The sequence below is a fragment of the Defluviitoga tunisiensis genome (genome assembly GCF_000953715.1).
Lineage (GTDB): Bacteria > Thermotogota > Thermotogae > Petrotogales > Petrotogaceae > Defluviitoga > Defluviitoga tunisiensis.
The window spans coordinates 983007-1001040 of record NZ_LN824141.1; the positions used below are offsets into that span (position 1 = coordinate 983007).

The 18034-nt window shown below is 31.6% G+C and carries 18 protein-coding genes; 7 read left to right on the top strand and 11 right to left on the bottom strand.

Annotation, left to right across the window (positions count from 1 at the left end; translation table 11 throughout):
• Positions 1-152: 152 nt before the first annotated feature.
• The 5 genes from DTL3_RS04580 to DTL3_RS04600 form a co-directional block, all read right to left on the bottom strand.
• Positions 153-1829: a putative ABC transporter permease subunit gene (locus tag DTL3_RS04580; RefSeq protein ID WP_045087721.1), complete on the bottom strand. Its 1677-nt coding sequence runs from the start codon at positions 1827-1829 to the stop codon at positions 153-155.
• Positions 1792-2544, bottom strand: a complete 753-nt coding sequence (locus DTL3_RS04585; protein ID WP_045087722.1) for an ABC transporter ATP-binding protein — start codon at positions 2542-2544, stop codon at positions 1792-1794. Before DTL3_RS04585 ends, DTL3_RS04580 begins: the two co-directional genes overlap by 38 nt.
• 616 nt (positions 2545-3160) lie before the next feature.
• A complete protein-coding gene (locus tag DTL3_RS04590) occupies positions 3161-3901 on the bottom strand; it encodes an ABC transporter permease subunit (protein ID WP_045087723.1) in 741 nt (246 codons plus the stop codon).
• Positions 3898-4695 carry an ABC transporter ATP-binding protein gene (locus tag DTL3_RS04595; RefSeq protein WP_045087724.1) on the bottom strand — a complete coding sequence of 266 codons (798 nt, stop codon included), beginning with the start codon at positions 4693-4695 and terminating at the stop codon, positions 3898-3900. Before DTL3_RS04595 ends, DTL3_RS04590 begins: the two co-directional genes overlap by 4 nt.
• On the bottom strand, positions 4679-5059 hold the full coding sequence (locus tag DTL3_RS04600; RefSeq protein ID WP_045087725.1) for a GntR family transcriptional regulator: 381 nt from the start codon (positions 5057-5059) through the stop codon (positions 4679-4681). Before DTL3_RS04600 ends, DTL3_RS04595 begins: the two co-directional genes overlap by 17 nt.
• 171 nt (positions 5060-5230) lie before the next feature.
• Here DTL3_RS04600 and DTL3_RS04605 point away from each other — a divergent pair, with 171 nt between their 5' ends.
• From DTL3_RS04605 to DTL3_RS04620, 4 genes are all read left to right on the top strand, one after another.
• Positions 5231-5617 carry an ArsR/SmtB family transcription factor gene (locus tag DTL3_RS04605; protein ID WP_045087726.1) on the top strand — a complete coding sequence of 129 codons (387 nt, stop codon included), beginning with the start codon at positions 5231-5233 and terminating at the stop codon, positions 5615-5617.
• A gap of 92 nt (positions 5618-5709) precedes the next feature.
• Positions 5710-7806 (top strand): heavy metal translocating P-type ATPase, encoded by a 2097-nt coding sequence (locus DTL3_RS04610; protein ID WP_084217144.1) that lies wholly within the window; start codon positions 5710-5712, stop codon positions 7804-7806.
• Between the two features lie 526 nt (positions 7807-8332).
• Entirely contained in the window at positions 8333-8944 is a 612-nt protein-coding gene (locus DTL3_RS04615) for a carbohydrate kinase family protein (protein WP_045087728.1), read from the top strand.
• A 208-nt stretch (positions 8945-9152) separates the two neighbouring features.
• Entirely contained in the window at positions 9153-9779 is a 627-nt protein-coding gene (locus DTL3_RS04620) for a hypothetical protein (RefSeq protein WP_144403474.1), read from the top strand.
• A gap of 7 nt (positions 9780-9786) precedes the next feature.
• Here the strand turns inward: DTL3_RS04620 and DTL3_RS04625 are convergent, their stop codons facing one another.
• The 5 genes from DTL3_RS04625 to DTL3_RS04645 all read right to left on the bottom strand — a co-directional run bounded on the left by DTL3_RS04625 (position 9787) and on the right by DTL3_RS04645 (position 14669).
• A complete protein-coding gene (locus DTL3_RS04625) occupies positions 9787-10236 on the bottom strand; it encodes an RrF2 family transcriptional regulator (protein WP_045087729.1) in 450 nt (149 codons plus the stop codon).
• 36 nt (positions 10237-10272) lie between these two features.
• On the bottom strand, positions 10273-11025 hold the full coding sequence (locus DTL3_RS04630; protein ID WP_084217146.1) for a 2-phosphosulfolactate phosphatase: 753 nt from the start codon (positions 11023-11025) through the stop codon (positions 10273-10275).
• Positions 11021-11674, bottom strand: coding sequence for a histidine phosphatase family protein (locus DTL3_RS04635; RefSeq protein ID WP_052670375.1), 654 nt, complete (start codon positions 11672-11674; stop codon positions 11021-11023). Before DTL3_RS04635 ends, DTL3_RS04630 begins: the two co-directional genes overlap by 5 nt.
• A 29-nt stretch (positions 11675-11703) precedes the next feature.
• Positions 11704-13227, bottom strand: a complete 1524-nt coding sequence (gene guaA / locus DTL3_RS04640) for a glutamine-hydrolyzing GMP synthase (RefSeq protein WP_045087732.1) — start codon at positions 13225-13227, stop codon at positions 11704-11706.
• Positions 13228-13370: 143 nt separating this feature from the next.
• The gene (locus tag DTL3_RS04645; protein WP_045087733.1) at positions 13371-14669 is read right to left on the bottom strand and encodes a nucleotidyltransferase; all 1299 of its coding nucleotides are present in this window, start codon (positions 14667-14669) and stop codon (positions 13371-13373) included.
• A 285-nt stretch (positions 14670-14954) separates the two neighbouring features.
• On the opposite strand from DTL3_RS04645, the gene surE reads away from it, so the two are divergent.
• Genes surE through fmt form a run of 3 tightly spaced genes read left to right on the top strand, consistent with a single transcriptional unit; the run spans position 14955 to position 17220 of the window.
• Positions 14955-15713 carry a 5'/3'-nucleotidase SurE gene (surE, locus tag DTL3_RS04650; protein ID WP_045087734.1) on the top strand — a complete coding sequence of 253 codons (759 nt, stop codon included), beginning with the start codon at positions 14955-14957 and terminating at the stop codon, positions 15711-15713.
• Positions 15714-15715: 2 nt separating this feature from the next.
• Positions 15716-16261, top strand: coding sequence for a peptide deformylase (def, locus tag DTL3_RS04655; RefSeq protein WP_045087735.1), 546 nt, complete (start codon positions 15716-15718; stop codon positions 16259-16261).
• Positions 16258-17220: a methionyl-tRNA formyltransferase gene (gene fmt / locus DTL3_RS04660; RefSeq protein ID WP_045087736.1), complete on the top strand. Its 963-nt coding sequence runs from the start codon at positions 16258-16260 to the stop codon at positions 17218-17220. The genes def and fmt overlap by 4 nt, the downstream gene beginning before the upstream one ends.
• On the opposite strand, the gene DTL3_RS04665 is transcribed toward fmt, so the two are convergent.
• Positions 17217-17975 carry a TatD family hydrolase gene (locus DTL3_RS04665; RefSeq protein ID WP_045087737.1) on the bottom strand — a complete coding sequence of 253 codons (759 nt, stop codon included), beginning with the start codon at positions 17973-17975 and terminating at the stop codon, positions 17217-17219. The genes fmt and DTL3_RS04665 overlap by 4 nt on opposite strands.
• Positions 17976-18034: the final 59 nt, after the last annotated feature.

Below are 18034 nucleotides of genomic sequence, written 5' to 3' on the forward strand. Positions count from 1 at the left end.
TGGTAACAGCACTTCTCCTACCCCTCAGAGATGTTTAACCATTACCCTCAGAGCATGGGACTTGTGGAGCATCCCACGGTGACTATATATTCTGCTATAACTAATCATTAGCAAAAGCTAATGACATAGGCTAATCAACCGAGCTTGTATTTCTACAAGCCCCCGCCTCTAGGGGCGGTGGGTAATTGACTTTTTAGTAATCTCCATATTAAAAAATTGAGAATTAAAAACAAAAGAGATAAAGAAGCTAAAAGAACATATGAATTAACTATAGGTACTAATTTGTAAATCAAAAATCCAAAAACACCTAAAAATCCGAAGATTATTAATGTTGCAAATAATCCGTTTACGTTTTCTTTCATGGCTTTTTGTGGGTTATCCCAGTCTAAATAAGGGTTTGATACATCAATCAACATTTGTATTAGATTTAGAAAGATATTAACCATTATGGAAAATAAGACAGTTCCCAAAAATTCAAAGAAATTAAGTTTAAAGAATATTGTACCAATGATTAATCCAGATAAAAAACCAATTGAGCTTATTTGATAGATATGAATAATTTTAGCCTTTAGTATCTGTTCGATTTCTATGGGGAGCATCTTAAGCTCTTTTAAAAGATGTCCCTCTCGTGAAAAACAAGAATAAGATAGACCATTAAGAGAAGAAGACAAAACAGAAATCATTCCAACAATAAATATATTATAACTCAAGATTTGTTCAAATATTTCTTCAGGTACACCAATTTTACTGAATATTATCGCAAAGATTATTATCATTATGGGAAAGACTAAAACATTGGCAAAGCCATTAACTGAAAATGCTGGAGTTTTCAAAAAATAATACCATTCTCTTTTTAAAAGGGCTTTTTCTGGATTAGAGGCTTTGCTAAACCATGTTTCTTCTTCAAAGTTAGCTCCTGTTTTCTTTGAAGATACTTGTTCCGATAAGATTGAATAGAATGAATAATAGAATCTGTTTCCTAAAAAGTAAGTTAATACAAACAATAGCATATGAAAACCTAAAAACATTAATAACCAAATCAATTGATTGACTCCAATAGTGCTCAAAGCCTTTGTAGCAAAGAACGCAGGCGGATAAATCCAAGCTAATCTTGAAAGGATACCCTCAGGGTTAATGGTAATATCTGGGAGTTCTTGACTATTTTCAATATTTATAGAAAATGTGTTTCCTGAAAAGAACAATAAAACAGCAACAATAATCATAAAAAGTGCCGTAGATAAATATAGCAGGAGTTCTCTTCGTTTAAATCTTTTCAAGAGTTTTGAAATAATTAAAGTATACAAAAGAACCGTCATCACAGGAAAAACTTGTGATAAGAGAAAGACAATAATTGATATTATATAATAAACTGTAGTTTGTTTTGTGTATATACCATAATATATTAATGCAGGTAATAATATTAGTAAAGAAATAATCATTTGATCGAATAAAACGATAAAAAGCTTTCCAAAAATTGTTTCATGTGGTTCTAGTGGTAAGGTTATTAAAACCTTCAAATCTTTGTTTGAGAAAAATTCACCAATTAACACAAAAGCCCCTAGGAAAAATCCAAAAAGGCCAGACATCATAATAAAATTGTTAAGAAATAACTGTTGAAGATTCATTTCTGTGTATAGCGCTAAATTAGTCTTAAGTATATTGATATAAAATAAGAAATAAACTACAATCAATATAGATATACTAGCAATCATAGCTATGAGAGATGCCAACTCACCTTTATTTTTTTTAACAGTATGCCTTCTTTTAGTTATGTTAAAATGTTGATCAAGTTCAATCGAGATAAGAGAAATCAACTTTTTTACTTTCACTCTTTGTCACCTCTAAAAATAGTTGTTCGAGACTTTTATTACCTCTAAGTTGTCTTAATTCTTCGATAGTGCCTTGAAATACTATACTTCCCTTATCTATTATTGCTATTTCATCACAAATTTTTTCTGCGATCTCCATTATATGTGTAGAAAAAAACACGGTATTGCCGTTGGAGGCATGTTTTTTCATAAGATTTTTTAATATAAAAGCAGATTCAGGGTCAAGTCCGACAATAGGTTCATCAAGAATCCAGTTTTTAGGTTCATGGATTAATGCTGCAATTAAGGCTAACTTTTGTTTCATTCCATGGGAGTAGGTTAAGATAGGGTCGTTGATAGCTTTTTCAAGCTTGAACATTTTTATTAGCCAACTACCTCTTCTTTTTCTATCTTCAAGGGGTACTTCAAAAACATCACAGATAAAGTTCAAATAGACAATTCCTGTGATTTTTTCAAAGATTAGTGGTTCATCTGGTACAAATCCAATGTTTTTTTTAACTTGTACAGGATATTTTTCAATGTCAAGACCATCAATTATTACTTTTCCTGAGGTTGGTATGCTTAGACCAACCATCATGTTTATGGTAGTTGTTTTTCCCGCTCCGTTTGGACCAAGAAATCCAAATATTTTTCCTTCTTTGACTTGAAGGTTTACGTTGTTTACTGCAACGATATCTTCACCAAAGCGTTTTGTAAGATTGATTAATTCAATCAAAATGGAATTCCTCCTTATTGTTATTTTTTTACTCACCTTAGAAATTCCAAAACCTAAGTTTTGCCAATATTTTAGTTTAAAATTTTTTCAAAAATACCTCCATAGCTCTAATCTTTACTAATTCCTAATTCCTTTAACCTTTCGGTACTTGCAGCCAAGAAAGGGGGAGAGGGCTCTGCCCTGGACCCATTTTAAATTCGAATGCTTATTTTCTGAAAATTATCATTTCTAAAGTCCACATTTAATTTCTTTAGCTTTTTGGTACTTGTATCAAAGATAAGGGGGAGAGGGCTCCGCCCTGGACCCATTTTAAATTCGAATGCTTATTTTCTGAAAATTATCATTTCTAAAGTCCACATTTAATTTCTTTAGCTTTTTGGTACTTGTATCAAAGAAAAGGGGGGAGGGCTTCGCCCTAGACCCGTTATAAATTTAAAACAGTAATTTTAAATATTTACCGATCAATAATTGATTTAAACGTTGATTAAATCAAATGTAGAGACGATCTGTATAGGTGTCTCAAAGGTTTAATCATTATGGTTTAATTGTCAAAAATCTCGGAGACGCGCGTGTAGCACGTCTCTACAACTAATAATTAATGTTTAGATTATTTTGCTTATATTTCCTTTTTCTCAAAAATATAATAAGCAAGAAATATACAAAAACTTCCAATTAGTAAAAGAATAATCGAATATATCCAATTAACTCCATTATTAAAAAGTTCAGATCCTAAGATATATTTATAGGTATTCATAAAGCCAAGAGGTTTTATGAAACCCAAAGTTGTTGTTATTGTTAATAATATAGCGCTTGTAAATAACGATTTTATTTGTGTATTGAATAGTACACTAAATAATAGTGTAATACTGTACCAGAAGAATCCACCTATTAAAACATGAACCATAAATTTAAATACTAAACTATGATTGAAATCTTTTGCTGTTATTATAGAGTATATGGAAGGTAAAATCGATAATGTAAATATTATGATTATAAGGGTTATCAGACTTACCAATAATTTATTAATGAATATTTTTCTTCTGGGCAATCTTGCAACTAAAAATTCTATTGTTCCACGTTCATATTCGCGAGAAAAGAGAGAAAATGCTAAAATAATTGAGATTATAGGTACAAACTGGCCAAAATTCTTTCCGAACCATTGTGAGGTTATGTAAAAATTCCAATCTTTTAAGTTCTCAGCAAAGTTATCTCCAAGGTATTTTTCAAGAGAAGGCAGTTCTTCTGAGAACATGCTCACTGTAAAGTCTTGAAATGGTGCAAAAGTAAAAAACAATCCTATCATTAGGGCGAAAATGATAATTACTTTTAGGCGTATATCTAAGATTTCTTTTTTCATTTTTTATCACCCCTAATTTGATTTTTTGCAATTGCTTCAAATATCATATCGAAAGTTGCTGTTTCGTAATTGCAATTTATTTTATCTTTTTCAATTATATATACGTTTTCTTTTTCAGTCTGTTTGTATAAGTAGCCATTTAAGGTTGTAGTTTTGTCAACAGCGCATGCAACATATTTTTCTTTTATGTTATCTAGATAATCCATCAGAGCAATTTGGCCATTAACCATTATTGCAACTTTATCAGCAATTTTTTCAACTTCTGAAAGAACATGACTTGTATAGAAGAATGTCTTTCCATTCATGGAAAGATTTCTGATTATATCAAATAACCGAAGCCTTTTAAGAGGGTCTAATCCTTCAGTTGGTTCGTCTAAGAAATATATATCAACATCTTCTGATAATACAATAGTTAAGTAGAGTTGAGTAAGCATTCCATAAGACAACTTAGAGATCTTTTCTTTTAATGGAATTTCAAACTCTTTTAAAAAGTTGTAGGCTTTTTCAAGTGAAAAATTATTAGATATTGAAGGTGTTATTTCAAGCATTTTTTGTACAGTCAAATTTTTGTACAATTCTTTCTTTTCAGGAAGATATGAGTATGTACCATTTAAATATATTTCTCCAGAATCCTTTTTTCTCATACCTAAGATACATTTAATAGTAGTTGTTTTTCCTGCACCATTTGGACCTAAAAGTGAGAATATTTCAGATTTTTCAACCTGTATATTTACTTTGTCAACAGCAAGTTTATCGTCGTAATATTTTTTGAGGTCTTTAACTTCTAGTATCATTAAAATCCCTCCCAACCACTTCTTCAAAGATTTTTTTAATTTCATTTGGGGATATTCCAGCATTCAAAGCCTTTTTTAGCGCATTTTTGATTTCTATCAATATTTCATTATTGAAATCTTCAAGGTTTTCTACTTTAACTGTGTAGCCTTCTCCACGCTGAACTTCTATAATACCTTGTTCACTGAGTTCTTTGTAGGCTTTTGAAACTGTATTAAAGTTTACCCCAATATCTTCTGCAAGTTTTCTGACAGAAGGTAAAAAATCTCCTTGTTTTAACTCTCCTTTGGCTATCTTCATCTTTATTTTTTCGACGATTTGTTTGTATACGGGAACATGTGAAGAAAAATCTATGCTGAACCACATAAAACCCTCACCTTCCAAATAAAGTGAATAATTTACTGTAATATTATACTATGATAGTATGTAACAAGTCAAGGATAAAAAAGTAATCATTTGCATTATTTGACAAAATTAATAGAAAGTAGTATAATTTATATGAATAGTTGTTCATATGTTTAAATGAGGTGAAATACTATGGTCCAAAGTCGAAAAAGCAAAGAGAAAGAAAAAGAAGAAGTTTGCCAAACTATTGAGATACATCCAGATATTGTTAAGAAGGTTCAAGAAAATACACCTAGTGAAGAATCATTGAATAAACTAGCAGAGTTTTTCAAAATTATGGGCGATCAAACAAGAATAAAGATATTATATGCGTTATTTAATGCTGGTGAAATGTGTGTTTGCGATATTTCGTACGTTCTTGGTAAAACACAGTCAGCTATTTCTCACCAATTGAGAATTTTAAGACAAGCAAAATTGGTAAAGTTTAGAAAGGAAGGCAAGGTTGTTTTTTATTCACTAAATGATGAGCATGTAAAAGAGATCCTTGACGTTGGATATTCTCATATCAAAGAGGAATAATTATATATTTTATCTAATACATCTGAATAGTTGTTCAATTGTTCATATATTAAAAGATTTTGAAATGGATGAATACAATTTGGAGGGATTCCATGAAAAAGAAAGAATTGATCTTAGAAGGCCTTAGTTGTGCTAATTGTGCAGTAAAGATTGAAGAAGAAATAAAAAAATTAGAAGGCGCTAACGATGTTAGTATAAATTTTGTTACTAAAACGTTGAAAGTTAATGTTGATGATGAAAACAAGCTTAAAGAGATAGAAAAAATAGTTAAAGAGATTGAGCCAGATGTTAAAGTGTATGATAAAGACAAAATTCAAAAAAGTTTCCAAAAAAAGAATGAACTAGATGATCATGAAAATAAATTTAATAAAAGGGATGAAATTTCAAGGTTGTTGTATAGTTTAACAATTTTTATAATTGCTATACTAGTTAAAGAACCTTTTGGTTTAAAATTGTCTTTGTTTATTGTTTCTTATATTATTTCCGGATGGAAGGTACTATATCGTTCGTTTATCAACATAAAAAAAGGCTTGATTTTTGATGAAAATTTTCTTATGAGTATTGCGACAATTGGGGCATTCTCGATTGGACAATTTGCGGAAGCAGTAGGAGTTATGATTTTTTATGAGATTGGAGAGTTGCTACAAGCTCTTGCTGTGGATAATTCAAGACGATCAATAAAATCATTGCTTGAGATAAGACCAGACTATGCAAATCTTTTAGATGATGGGAGAACTTATAAAGTTGCACCACAAGAGGTCAGTGTAGGACAATTAATTTTGGTTAAGCCCGGAGAAAGAATTCCACTAGACGGGGTAGTAATAAGAGGATCTACAATGGTAGATACTTCAGCCCTAACTGGTGAACCTGTTCCAAAGACAATTAAAGAAGGCGATGAGGTATTAAGTGGATTTGTGAATCTTAATGGTTCAATTACCGTAAAAGTTGAGAAAGAATACAGTCAGTCTACTTACTCTAAGATATTAGAGATAGTTGAAACTACAGCAAGTAAGAAAGCAAGAACAGAAAAGATTATCTCAAAATTTGCAAGGTATTATACACCAATTGTTGTATTTTCTGCAATTGCTTTAGCTATTCTTCCACCATTAGTATTCGGAGGACCGTTTAAACAATGGTTGTATAGGGCTTTAGTTTTTCTTGTTATTTCGTGTCCCTGTGCTTTAGTGTTGTCAATTCCATTAGGGTACTTTGCTGGGATTGGTAAGCTATCTAAAAAAGGAGTGCTTGTTAAAGGTGGAAACTATCTTGAAACATTAAAAAATCTAGATACAATTATTTTTGATAAAACTGGGACTCTCACCGAAGGTGTATTCGAGGTTACAGAAGTTAAGGCGTATAATGGTATAAATAATAATGAACTTTTGAAGATAGCAGCCTATGCGGAAAGCCATTCCAATCATCCAATTGCAACATCAATCAAGGAATATTATAACGATAATATAGATGAAAAGTTAATACAGGAATATCAAGAGATAGTTGGAAAAGGGGTTAGGGCTAAAATAAATGGTGAGACAGTATTAGTTGGTAATATGGATTTTATGCTGGAAAATGGTGTTGATATCCCTACAATAGAACCAAACGGTACTATTGTATATGTTGGTATTAATAATATTTTTGCGGGATATATTAAGATATCAGATAAAATTAGACCACAAACAAAGGATACCATCAATAAGTTGAAAGAGTTAGGAATTAAAAAGACCGTGTTGTTGACGGGCGATAATGAAGAAACAGCAAAAAGGGTAGCATTAGAGCTTGGTGTGGATGAATACTATGCGAATTTACTTCCAGAAGATAAAGTAACTCTTTTAGAAAGGTATTTAAGCGATAAACCTTCTGTTGCTTTTGTTGGAGATGGAATTAATGATGCCCCCGTTCTTGCACGATCAGATGTTGGAATTGCAATGGGAGGATTAGGTTCTGATGCAGCTATAGAAGCAGCAGATGTAGTTATTATGGAAGATGATATTTCTAGAATAATCGATGCTATAAATGTTTCACGAAAAACTATTAACATTATATGGCAAAATATAATATTTATTTTAGCGGTAAAGATTTTATTTCTTATCTTAGGAGCTTTAGGATTGGCAAATATGTGGGGAGCAGTATTTGCAGATGTTGGGGTATCTCTATTGGCTGTGTTTAATTGTATGAGGATTTTAAAATAACGAAGATAGGAATTAATTAAGCTTAAGTATAGAGTCCAAGTTTATTTTATCTAAAATAGAATGTTCTATCGATAATATTATTTGTGTATTATTAATTTACTAAAATACAGTCCAAGGGATATTTTGTTTTCCTCAATTAGATATGTCTTTAGCTCCTGCTTCTATGACTCTTTTTATCTGATTTATGGTGTAATTGGTATTGTAAAAAGAAGTTTAAATTTAGTCGATTTATATAATTGAATTATAATTTTGGGATCTAAAAAAATCTAAAAAGCTTAATTTATTGTTTTTGTCGTATAATCTTGTAATGAAGCAATTTTATTATTAGTGACTTTAGAAATTAAGATTTTCTAAGAATGGGGTTTTGAATTTAAAATGGGTCTAAGGCGGAGCCCTCCCCTCCCAGGTACAAGTGCCGAAAAGTTGAGGAGCTATTTGTAAAAATAATCAAATCCCAAACCTAAATATAATAAGAATTTTAGAATTTCTAGAGTAAGTTAATTTTATTTTTAAGTGTGGGTATATAATGATCAGTATAGATGTTATAGGTGACATTTTTTTAGATATCTACATTATTCAAGAACAAGGAGAAGATATTCATAAATCTGAGATATACATGTTTCCTGGTGGTTCTAGGCTTATTATTGCGATAGGTTTAGCCAAACGAGGTTATAACGTTAGATTGATTGGTAATGTCGGTAACGATTTTGTAGGAGATTATCTTATTAAAATATTGACGAGGTATGGTGTAGATGTTGATTATGTTCAAAGAATGGATATGCGCACACCTTTATTTGTTAATATTAATGAAAAGCCTATAGCGATTGATAGACAGCTGCTTGATTGTGATGTATTGCTTCCTAATAATAAATCAGACTATTTGTTCATTACTACTGAGATAAGTGAAGAGGTTATTAATAGAGATCTGTTTTCATATTACAAAAAGGTGTTCTTTGATATTGGACCAAGGTCAAAAATTATCTCTAATAATCATAAAAAATATAATAATGTTCTTTACATCGGAAACGAAAAAGAATGTAAAGAACTTCCATTTACTTGTGATGTTATAAAACTAGGAGTCAACCACCCACCGCCTATAGAGGTGGGGGCTTGTAGAAATACAAGCTCGGTTGATTAGCCTATGTCATTAGCTTTTGCTAATGATTAGTTATAGCAGAATATATAGTCACCGTGGGATGCTCCACAAGTCCCATGCTCTGAGGGTAATGGTTAAACATCTCTGAGGGGTAGGAGAAGTGCTGTTACCATTAAACCTGCTATAACATTGGCGATGTGGACCTACAGGCTTCGGCCTGACTTACCTTGATGGAGGTAAATTGTATGGAATGAAGCCTGTTCAAAAACCATTAAAGGACGCAACATTTATGTCTACTATAAGATGGAAATTGGTCAATGCGCTGATGTGTGACTACACTTACGGTTATATTACAAAATCCAAAAGAGTAAGTCTTGGTTTGGAAAAGACACATTATAACGATGCATTTTGCATAGCAGGTGGAATTAATCAACAGAGAATAGAACCTATCTATTTTGAGCAAATTAGGAGAAACAATCGTTCACTCGAAAAGTTCTATGATGCAAAATATGTTGATATAAGAGATAAGTCTATTAAAACAGGACAAGAGCTTTTCTGTGGTATAAGGACACGGAACAAAAACTTAAATGAAGAAAATCTTCATAAGTATCGTGGAGCTAAAAAATCAAAAGGCAGAAGAAATATTCGTAAGCAAAGATACGCTTATCAGCCTAAAGATATCGTTATCTTTGAGAGCAAAAAATATTCAGTTCAAGGTGTACAGAACAAAGGTAAATATATTAAGCTAATGGAAATGTCTAAGCCAGTCAAAACAGATTTAGTTAAGCCCTATATGTTTAGGAAAGGATTTAGTGTGTTTTATAACTGCAATTCATCCCCAACTTACAGAAGTGGGAGTCTTCTTGCAGGAAAATGATAAAAAGTTATATAGGAGAAACGTTGCCTTTTTGCTCTCCGTATTCGATTATATCTTTTAAGGTAATTTTGGATAATTCATCAAAAATAGCCTTTTGTACTCTTTTCCATACAAAGTCAGCGGGACAAGCATCTTGATTTGTACATGTTCCTTTTGTAACACAATCATAAGAATTTAAAGGCACTTCTAATGCCTCAACTATTTCTGATAGCTTTACATCCTCAGGATTTTTTGTTAAGTTGAATCCTCCAAATTTGCCTCTACCTGAGTCTACAATACCTGCTCTTTTTAATTCGGAAAATATTTTGGCTAAAAATTCATTAGGTATTTCTGTATTTTCAGAAATATTAAATATTGATACATAATTTTTTTCTTCATTTTGACTTTGTATATTTTGTAATTTATATAACTCGTATAATCCTCTTAGGGCATAACAACTTTTTATTGTTAGCGACATCTTTTTCCCACCTTTTAATACATGTTCCAAAAAAAATTAAAGCTCAGTTAAATAGGCCTTTTTAAACACAAGGCTTCCTTTCTTAGCAAATGGTACTATGTCGAACATGTTTATTTCAAAACAGAAATCCAAGTCTTCTTTGAATCCTAATTTTTTTAGTCTAGTTGCATGTGTGGAATTTTTAATTTCATTTTTTTTAGCGCTAGCTAACTTAAGGGCGATTTTAGCACCATCGTTTATTTCTACTTGCTCTGAATATTCACTTATGAATTTTTTTACAAATATTCCTGCAGCGAAACAATCTTCTAAAGACACGTTTTCGTCGGTGCCAGAACAGATAATACCTATATCTTTGTATTCCTTTTTTATCACAAAATCAACAACAGAATTCAGATTTAGAAGGGATAATGCTATTACATCTCCATGTTTATTTGCCTTTTGAATTGCTTTTGCACCGTTAGTTGTGGTTAGGATAACAGACTTTTTTCTGAGTTGGTTTGAATTTTTGATAAAATCAACAGGAGAGTTTCCATAGTCAAAGCCTTCGATTTTTAAGGCTTCTCTTTCACCGGCTAATATGTACCCCCCTATCGTACCTAATTCTTTTGCAGTTTCAACTTTTTCTAACACCATTACTTCTTCAACTCCGCAATGTAATAGTGTTGCTATGCTTGAAGTAGCTCTGAGTACATCAATTAATATATAGATTTGATGATTTTTGATACTTTCATTTGGAAGAAAGTAAACGTCTATGTATGTTTTAAATATATCTCTTTGTTCTATTTTAATCTAGCTCCTTTTCTTGAGAAGTTATAGAATATTTAAGAGCATATTTATCTATATGCCAAGTTTCATTAATTGATGATATTGTATATTGGTATTTACCATCATATATAACATGAGAAACAGATGCATTTTCCATTAAATATGTTTCATGTTGGTTCATGGGAAGGTTTAATATCCAGCATAGAATAGTTCTTATTGCTAGTCCGTGGGCTACTATTATTATTTTATCATTTAGATTGTGTTTTTTTGTAATCTTTTTTAATGCACGAACTGCACGCCTTTGTAAATCTCCTAAAGATTCTACACCGTCAACTACCGCCCATATATCGTTGTGCCAATACTTTACTTCTTCTGAATAGTCTTGAAGAATTTGATCTAAAGTTTTGCCATCCCAAGGGCCAATATTACATTCATTTAAATCGGCATATCTTTCTATTTGCAAACCATGGTACTGATTTATTATTTCTGCAGTTTTGATTGCTCTTTTGAGTTGAGAACAATACAACCCATCAATTTCCATATTTTTAAATCGTTCTGCTGCAGCCTGAGCTTGCATTATTCCTTCTTCATTTAATTCTATATCTCTTTGACCTTGCCATTTTCCTTCACTATTCCAATCAGTTATCCCATGTCTAACTAAATATATATCCACTACTATTACACCTCCGAATTTTGCTTGATTTATTCCCATTCAATCGTGGCTGGGGGTTTTGAGGTTATATCATATACAACCCTTGTAACTTCTTCAACTTCGTTTGTAATTCTTCTAGATGAAAGATCTAATACATCATGTGGAATTTTTGACCAGTCTGCTGTCATTCCTTCTGTACTGTCTACAGCCCTTAATGAAACTAAATAACCGTAGTTTCGTCTATCTCCAGTAACTCCAACAGTTCTAATTGGAGTTAAAACTGCAAAGGCTTGCCATACTTTATCATACCAACCTGTTTCTTTTAGTGATTTTATGAATATATCATCAACTTTTCTTAGGATCTCTAATTTCTCTTTTGTTACCTCGCCAATTATTCTTATTGCAAGTCCAGGACCGGGAAACGGATGGCGATACAGAATTTCTCTGGGTAATCCTAGTATTTCTCCAACACTTCGAACTTCGTCTTTAAACAATTCTCTGAGTGGTTCTATTAGTTTTAAATTCATATCTTCAGGAAGTCCACCAACGTTATGGTGACTTTTAATTTTGGCTGTTTTTTTGCCTGACTTAGCGCTTTCAATTACATCAGAATAAATTGTTCCTTGAACAAGAAATTCACAATCAGATTCTTTACTTGCCTCTTCTTCAAAGACTCTTATAAATTCTTCACCGATAATTTTTCTCTTTTTTTCAGGGTCCGTCACGCCTTTTAGTTTTGTTAAAAATCGTTCTTCAGCGTCAACCACAGTTAAGTCTATTCCAAAGTAATCTTTGAAAGTACTTTCAACCTCTTTTGCTTCGTTTAATCTTAACAAACCGTGATTGACAAAGATAGCCTTTAAATTCTTTCCAATTGCTTTGTATGTTAAAATGGCAGCAACTGAAGAATCAACACCACCAGATAATGCGATTATTGCCTTTTTGTCTCCGACAGTCTTTCGTATTTGATTTATCTTTTCATCGACAAAGTCTGTTAATTTCCAAGTTTCATTGATATCACATATTTTAATAACAAAATTTTTTAGGATTGTTTCCCCGAATGTTGTGTGTTTTACTTCAGGATGAAATTGAAGTGCATAGATCTTTTCCTCTTCGTTTTCAAATGAGGCAATTATTCCATTATTAGTTTTTGAAGTTACTTTAAAGCCATCAGGTACTTCTACTACCACGTCTTTATGGCTCATCCATACATTAAATTCTTTATCTGTATTTTCAAATAGTTTAGAATGGTCCATGATTTTTATTGTTGTTTTCCCAAATTCACCAACGTCTCTAGTTTCAACTTTACCGCCAAATTTTCTTGCTATAAGTTGCATCCCGTAGCAAATTCCTAAAATAGGAAGTTTTGATTCCAGAATATTTTCAGGTAAAGTTGGTGAATCTTCTTCATAGACACTATCAGGACCTCCAGACAGTATTATTCCCTTGACATTATCCAAAGATATCTTGTCATCAAATTGTACTACTTCAGAATAGGCTCCGATGTCTCTTATTCTTTTTGCAAGTAATTGTGTGTATTGAGAACCAAAATCAATTATGAGGAGTTTTTGCATTTTTGAGTTACCTCCGTAAAATTGCAAATTTTATTTACTCATTTTAGAAATTTTAATACTTAGCTTTGTCAATATTTTAAATTCAAAAATTTTGAGAATAGCAGATTGCGCATCTCTAAAGCATAAAATAACTGTTTGTATGATCAATCTTCGTGTATCAATACTTTTGTTACCTTATCCGGTTCATAAATTGAATATTTTCTATCTTTGTAAAGCAAAGAATAAATATTGCTTGCTATAAAATCATACTCTATTTGTTTTAAAAATATTTCAGGTATACTGTTAAATTTCTTATTACTTGACAATGATTCATCACTTAACTTGTGATAAATTCGTTTATACCTTGAAGGGGTTGTGATTATTGGGTATTTGCTAACCTTTTTTATTTGCCCTAGAAGGGTCTGTCCTTTTTTTGAAAAGCCTAAAACTCTCAGATATTGTGGGCCATATTTGTTGTATAGTTGCACTTCACTTTCTGTTAAGTCAAAGAATATTTTTAACAAAGTCCGTCTTATACGAGTCAGTGTAAATCTTTTTGTTTTTACACACATTAATAGCTGATTAACAGTTGAACTTACTTTCGAACAATCTAAAAATCGCCTGTCCAATCCTTCTTTAACCCCATCTATCTTTGAAAGCTCGTTTCTATTCATCATTCTTAACTTAGATAAAATCATATCTCTCATATCTTCTAAAAAGACAGGGCCTTTTTTTAAAGCTATTTCTCTTTTTAATATATTAAAAGAAACATCTGGTAAGGCATCTTTGACTTTTTCTATATTTTCATCTTCAATTATTTTTCTAATAGCGGTTGCACTCGAAATTTCTCCTGTGTATTGTTCTTCATTATAATTGACACCTATACGTTTTATGGTCTGAGGTTTAATTTTTGAATCATAAAGTTTTAGAGCGTTTAGATATTCAAGTCCTAATATATCGTTTGATTTTTCTAGTTTTTCGATGATTTCTTTTTCTTCACTTATTTGGGTAAAATAGTCATTCAGGGCATATTTTCTTGCATTAGGAAAAGAAAGCCCTTCTTTGAGATATCTATTTAAAGTCTTTTTGTACTCTTTGGGTTGATTAATCAATATATCGGAGATTTGAGATAATCCTTCAATATCTGCAGATTCACTTCCAAAGACTAAATCACTAACAACACCGGTTCTTTCTAAAACACCAATAGCACCATTGGCAAAACCACTGGCATCCTGAATAGTATAGACAAAAGGTAACTCAAATACAATATCAATTCCCATCTTAAGAGCTATTTCTGCTCGGGAAAATTTATCAATTATTGCAGGCTCTCCTCTTTGAACGAAATTTCCACTCATTACAGCTACTACATAATCAGAATTTACAAGTGATTTTGAGGCATTTAAGTGGTGTAAATGTCCATTATGAAAAGGATTGTATTCTACCACAAGACCAAGAACATTCAAAAGAGTTCTTCTCCTTTTAAAAATTATATTTCTATTATGTCAAAAACCTCTTTACCTTCTATTATACCAAATTTTCGATTATAAGATAAAATTAATCATATTTTAAATTGGTAATAAAAATATGATGTTAAAATAAAAGGTACTAAATAAATGTTAAAATATTCAATATTCAAAGAATTTTTATAGTATTTTTATGCAATTAGGGACTTTAGAAATGAAGATTTTTTAAAAATAGAATTTTGAATTTCTGAAGTGATTAATTATGCAATATTTTGGAGGTGTTTGATGAATATTTTGCTTTCTAATGATGATGGTATTATGTCTCCGGGTATTATTATATTAAAAGAATACCTTGAACAAAAGCATAATGTGTATGTAGTAGCCCCTGATGTGGAGAGAAGTTCTACAGGACATGCTATAACTGTTAGAAACCCGTTGTGGGCAAAGGAAGTTAAGTTTGGACAGGTTTTTTTTGGTCATGCAGTAAACGGAACTCCCGCAGATTGTGTTAAAATAGGATTAGACGCAATATATAAAAATATCAAGTTTGATCTTATTGTTTCTGGAATTAATAGGGGTGCGAATTTAGGTACTGATGTTCTCTATTCTGGAACAGTATCAGCAGCTTTAGAGGCTGCGTTGAACGGTTATCCATCTATAGCTGTATCGTGCGTTAAGTATTCTGAACCTAACTATGAAGATGGTGCTAAGGTTGTTTTAGAAATAATAGATAAACTCAATTTTGAAAAATGGCCAAAATTTACTACTTTGAATGTCAATGTACCGCCAAATTCATATTATGAGATTAGAGGGATGAAGGTTACAAAACAAAGTAGCAGAAGATATCAGGATTATTTTGAAGAAAGAAAAGATCCATACGGGAACTCATATTATTGGATGCTTGGTAATATCATAGAAGACGACCCAGATCCCGAATCTGATTATAATGTCGTTAAAAAAGGATATGTATCAGTCACACCTTTGAGTGTGTTTATGACAAAATTTGATTTTATTGAGGAATTGAAAAAATTTTTGGAGGAATGAAAATGGAGGTTCGAATCATAGGAGACCCTGTGCTTAGAAAAAAGGCTCAAGCGGTTAATAATTTTGATGATGAGCTAGAAAAGTTTGTAGAGGAAATGTTTTCTACAATGTACCTATACGAAGGTGTAGGGTTAGCCGCTCCGCAAGTAGGTGTTTCGTTAAGACTTTTTGTAATGGACTCACGAGAAGAGAATAATAAAGGTAAAAAAGTTGTAATTAACCCAGAAATACTTGAGTATTTGGGTGAAGAAGTTTCAGAAGAAGAAGGTTGTTTGAGTATACCAGAAATATTTGAAGATGTTTATAGACCAGAAGGAGTTAAGGTTAGATATCAAGATATAAACGGAAACGTTATAGAAGAAGAACTTCACGGCTATCAAGCTAGGATTTTTCAGCATGAGTATGATCATCTTGAAGGTATACTTTTTGTTGATAAGATTTCTACTTTAAGAAAAGCCTTGATAAAAAAAGATTTAGCTAAATTATCCGAAAAAGGTAAACAAAGAGCTAAAGAGATAAAAAAGTTGGGTGATGAGATTAAGATATGACAAAAAAAGATGATTTTAGGATAGTATTTATGGGTACACCAGAATTTGGCGGGATTGTTTTAGAAGAGATAATTAAAAATGGTTACAACGTAATAGGGGTTTTTTCTCAACCAGATAAACCTAAAGGTAGAGGAAGAAAGGTTGAACCTACTTATGTTAAATCAATAGCGCTTAAATATGGCATTCCAGTTTTTCAACCCAAATCAGTTAGTAAAGGTGAGGGTTTTGAGACTTTAGTTAAATTGAATCCTAACATAATAATTACTGCTGCTTTTGGAAAAATACTAAGAAAAAATGTTTTGGAATATCCAGAAAAAGGTTGTTGGAATGTTCATGCCTCACTTCTTCCAAAGTATAGAGGCGCCGCACCTATTCAAAGAGCAATAGAGAATGGAGAAAAAGAAACAGGTATAACTATTTATAAAATGGCTGAAGCTTTGGATGCAGGTGATATAGCAATTCAAAAAGCCATTCCTATTGAGATAAACGATAATTTAGGAGCCGTATACAACAAGCTCGTAGTGCTTGCCAAAGAGATTATTATAGAATTTCTTGAAAAGTTTGATAGTCTTACATTAGTTTCACAAGACGATAGTTTGGCTACTTATGCAGAAAAAATCACATCTGAGGATCTCAAAGTGAATTTCAATTGGGATGCGATAAAAGTTCACAACAAGATTAGAGCATATGATCCTATTCCAGGAGTTTCTTGTGAAATTAGAGGAGAGATAGTAAAACTGTTTGGTTCTGAGTTAGTAGAAAATTATTCAAAAAAAGAAGAAATCCCATATGAAAATGGGACTATCTTTGATAAGGATAATACCGGAATATATGTAAAATGTGAGAATGGGATAGTTAAGATAAAAGAAATTCAATTTCCCAATAAGCGAAAGATTACAACAATAGACGCAATTAACGGTAGGAAATTAAATATAGGAGATAGATTTGTTTCTGCTTAGAAAAATAATGACATAGTATTAAAGTAAAGCTTACTTTTTAGTTCTTCTATGTCAATCTTCTTTATTTCTGCGATTTTTTCATAGACATATTTAACATAAATAGGCATATTTCTTTTTCCTCTAAAAGGTACAGGCGGTAAAAATGGAGAGTCTGTTTCTGGTAAAATCCTTTCAAAAGGTGTTTGCTGAACAACCTTTCTTAGCTCTGCGTTTTTAGGATATGTGATAGGGCCATCAAAACCCAAATAAAAGCCAAGATCTAGGAATTTTTTTGCTGTTTCCCATGTATCAGAAAAACAGTGTACAACACCTAGTTTACTGGGCAAATTACTTTTCTTTAAAAACTCATAAGCTTCATCGTAAGCATCTCTTATGTGTAATACAAGTGGTTTATTTAGTTTCTCTGCTATAGAAACTTGAGCATCAAACACCTTATACTGAGTTTGTTTGTTAGTTTCCCAGTAAAAATCCAGACCTGTCTCTCCTATACCTACAATTTTGTCATTTTTAGCTAATTCTTCAAGTTTGTCAATAAGGTTAATATCAAAGCCTTCACTGTCGGTGGGATGAATTCCAACAGTTCCAAAAGCTTTAGGCTGATTTTTTATAAAATCAACAACCTTTTGAGAGTTATCTAGATCTCCTCCTATTTCTATAAAAAGGTCTAGTTCGTCATTAACTTTTTGTAAAACTTCTTCTCTATCTTCATCATAATATGGAAATAACAAATGACAATGTGTATCAATATATTTCAAGTCTAATGCACCTCGTATGCTAATTGATTATTTTATCTATTTTAGTTGTGGAGACGTGC

Bases quoted from the DNA above. Each gene is read 5' to 3' on its own strand.
- DTL3_RS04590 (WP_045087723.1), bottom strand. From the start codon at position 3,901: ATGAAAAAAGAAATCTTAGATATACGCCTAAAAGTAATTATCATTTTC.
- DTL3_RS04595 (WP_045087724.1), bottom strand. From the start codon at position 4,695: ATGATACTAGAAGTTAAAGACCTCAAAAAATATTACGACGATAAACTT.
- DTL3_RS04600 (WP_045087725.1), bottom strand. From the start codon at position 5,059: ATGTGGTTCAGCATAGATTTTTCTTCACATGTTCCCGTATACAAACAA.
- DTL3_RS04605 (WP_045087726.1), top strand. From the start codon at position 5,231: ATGGTCCAAAGTCGAAAAAGCAAAGAGAAAGAAAAAGAAGAAGTTTGC.
- DTL3_RS04610 (WP_084217144.1), top strand. From the start codon at position 5,710: ATGAAAAAGAAAGAATTGATCTTAGAAGGCCTTAGTTGTGCTAATTGT.
- DTL3_RS04615 (WP_045087728.1), top strand. From the start codon at position 8,333: ATGATCAGTATAGATGTTATAGGTGACATTTTTTTAGATATCTACATT.
- DTL3_RS04620 (WP_144403474.1), top strand. From the start codon at position 9,153: ATGAAGCCTGTTCAAAAACCATTAAAGGACGCAACATTTATGTCTACT.
- DTL3_RS04625 (WP_045087729.1), bottom strand. From the start codon at position 10,236: ATGTCGCTAACAATAAAAAGTTGTTATGCCCTAAGAGGATTATACGAG.
- guaA (WP_045087732.1), bottom strand. From the start codon at position 13,227: ATGCAAAAACTCCTCATAATTGATTTTGGTTCTCAATACACACAATTA.
- surE (WP_045087734.1), top strand. From the start codon at position 14,955: ATGAATATTTTGCTTTCTAATGATGATGGTATTATGTCTCCGGGTATT.
- def (WP_045087735.1), top strand. From the start codon at position 15,716: ATGGAGGTTCGAATCATAGGAGACCCTGTGCTTAGAAAAAAGGCTCAA.
- fmt (WP_045087736.1), top strand. From the start codon at position 16,258: ATGACAAAAAAAGATGATTTTAGGATAGTATTTATGGGTACACCAGAA.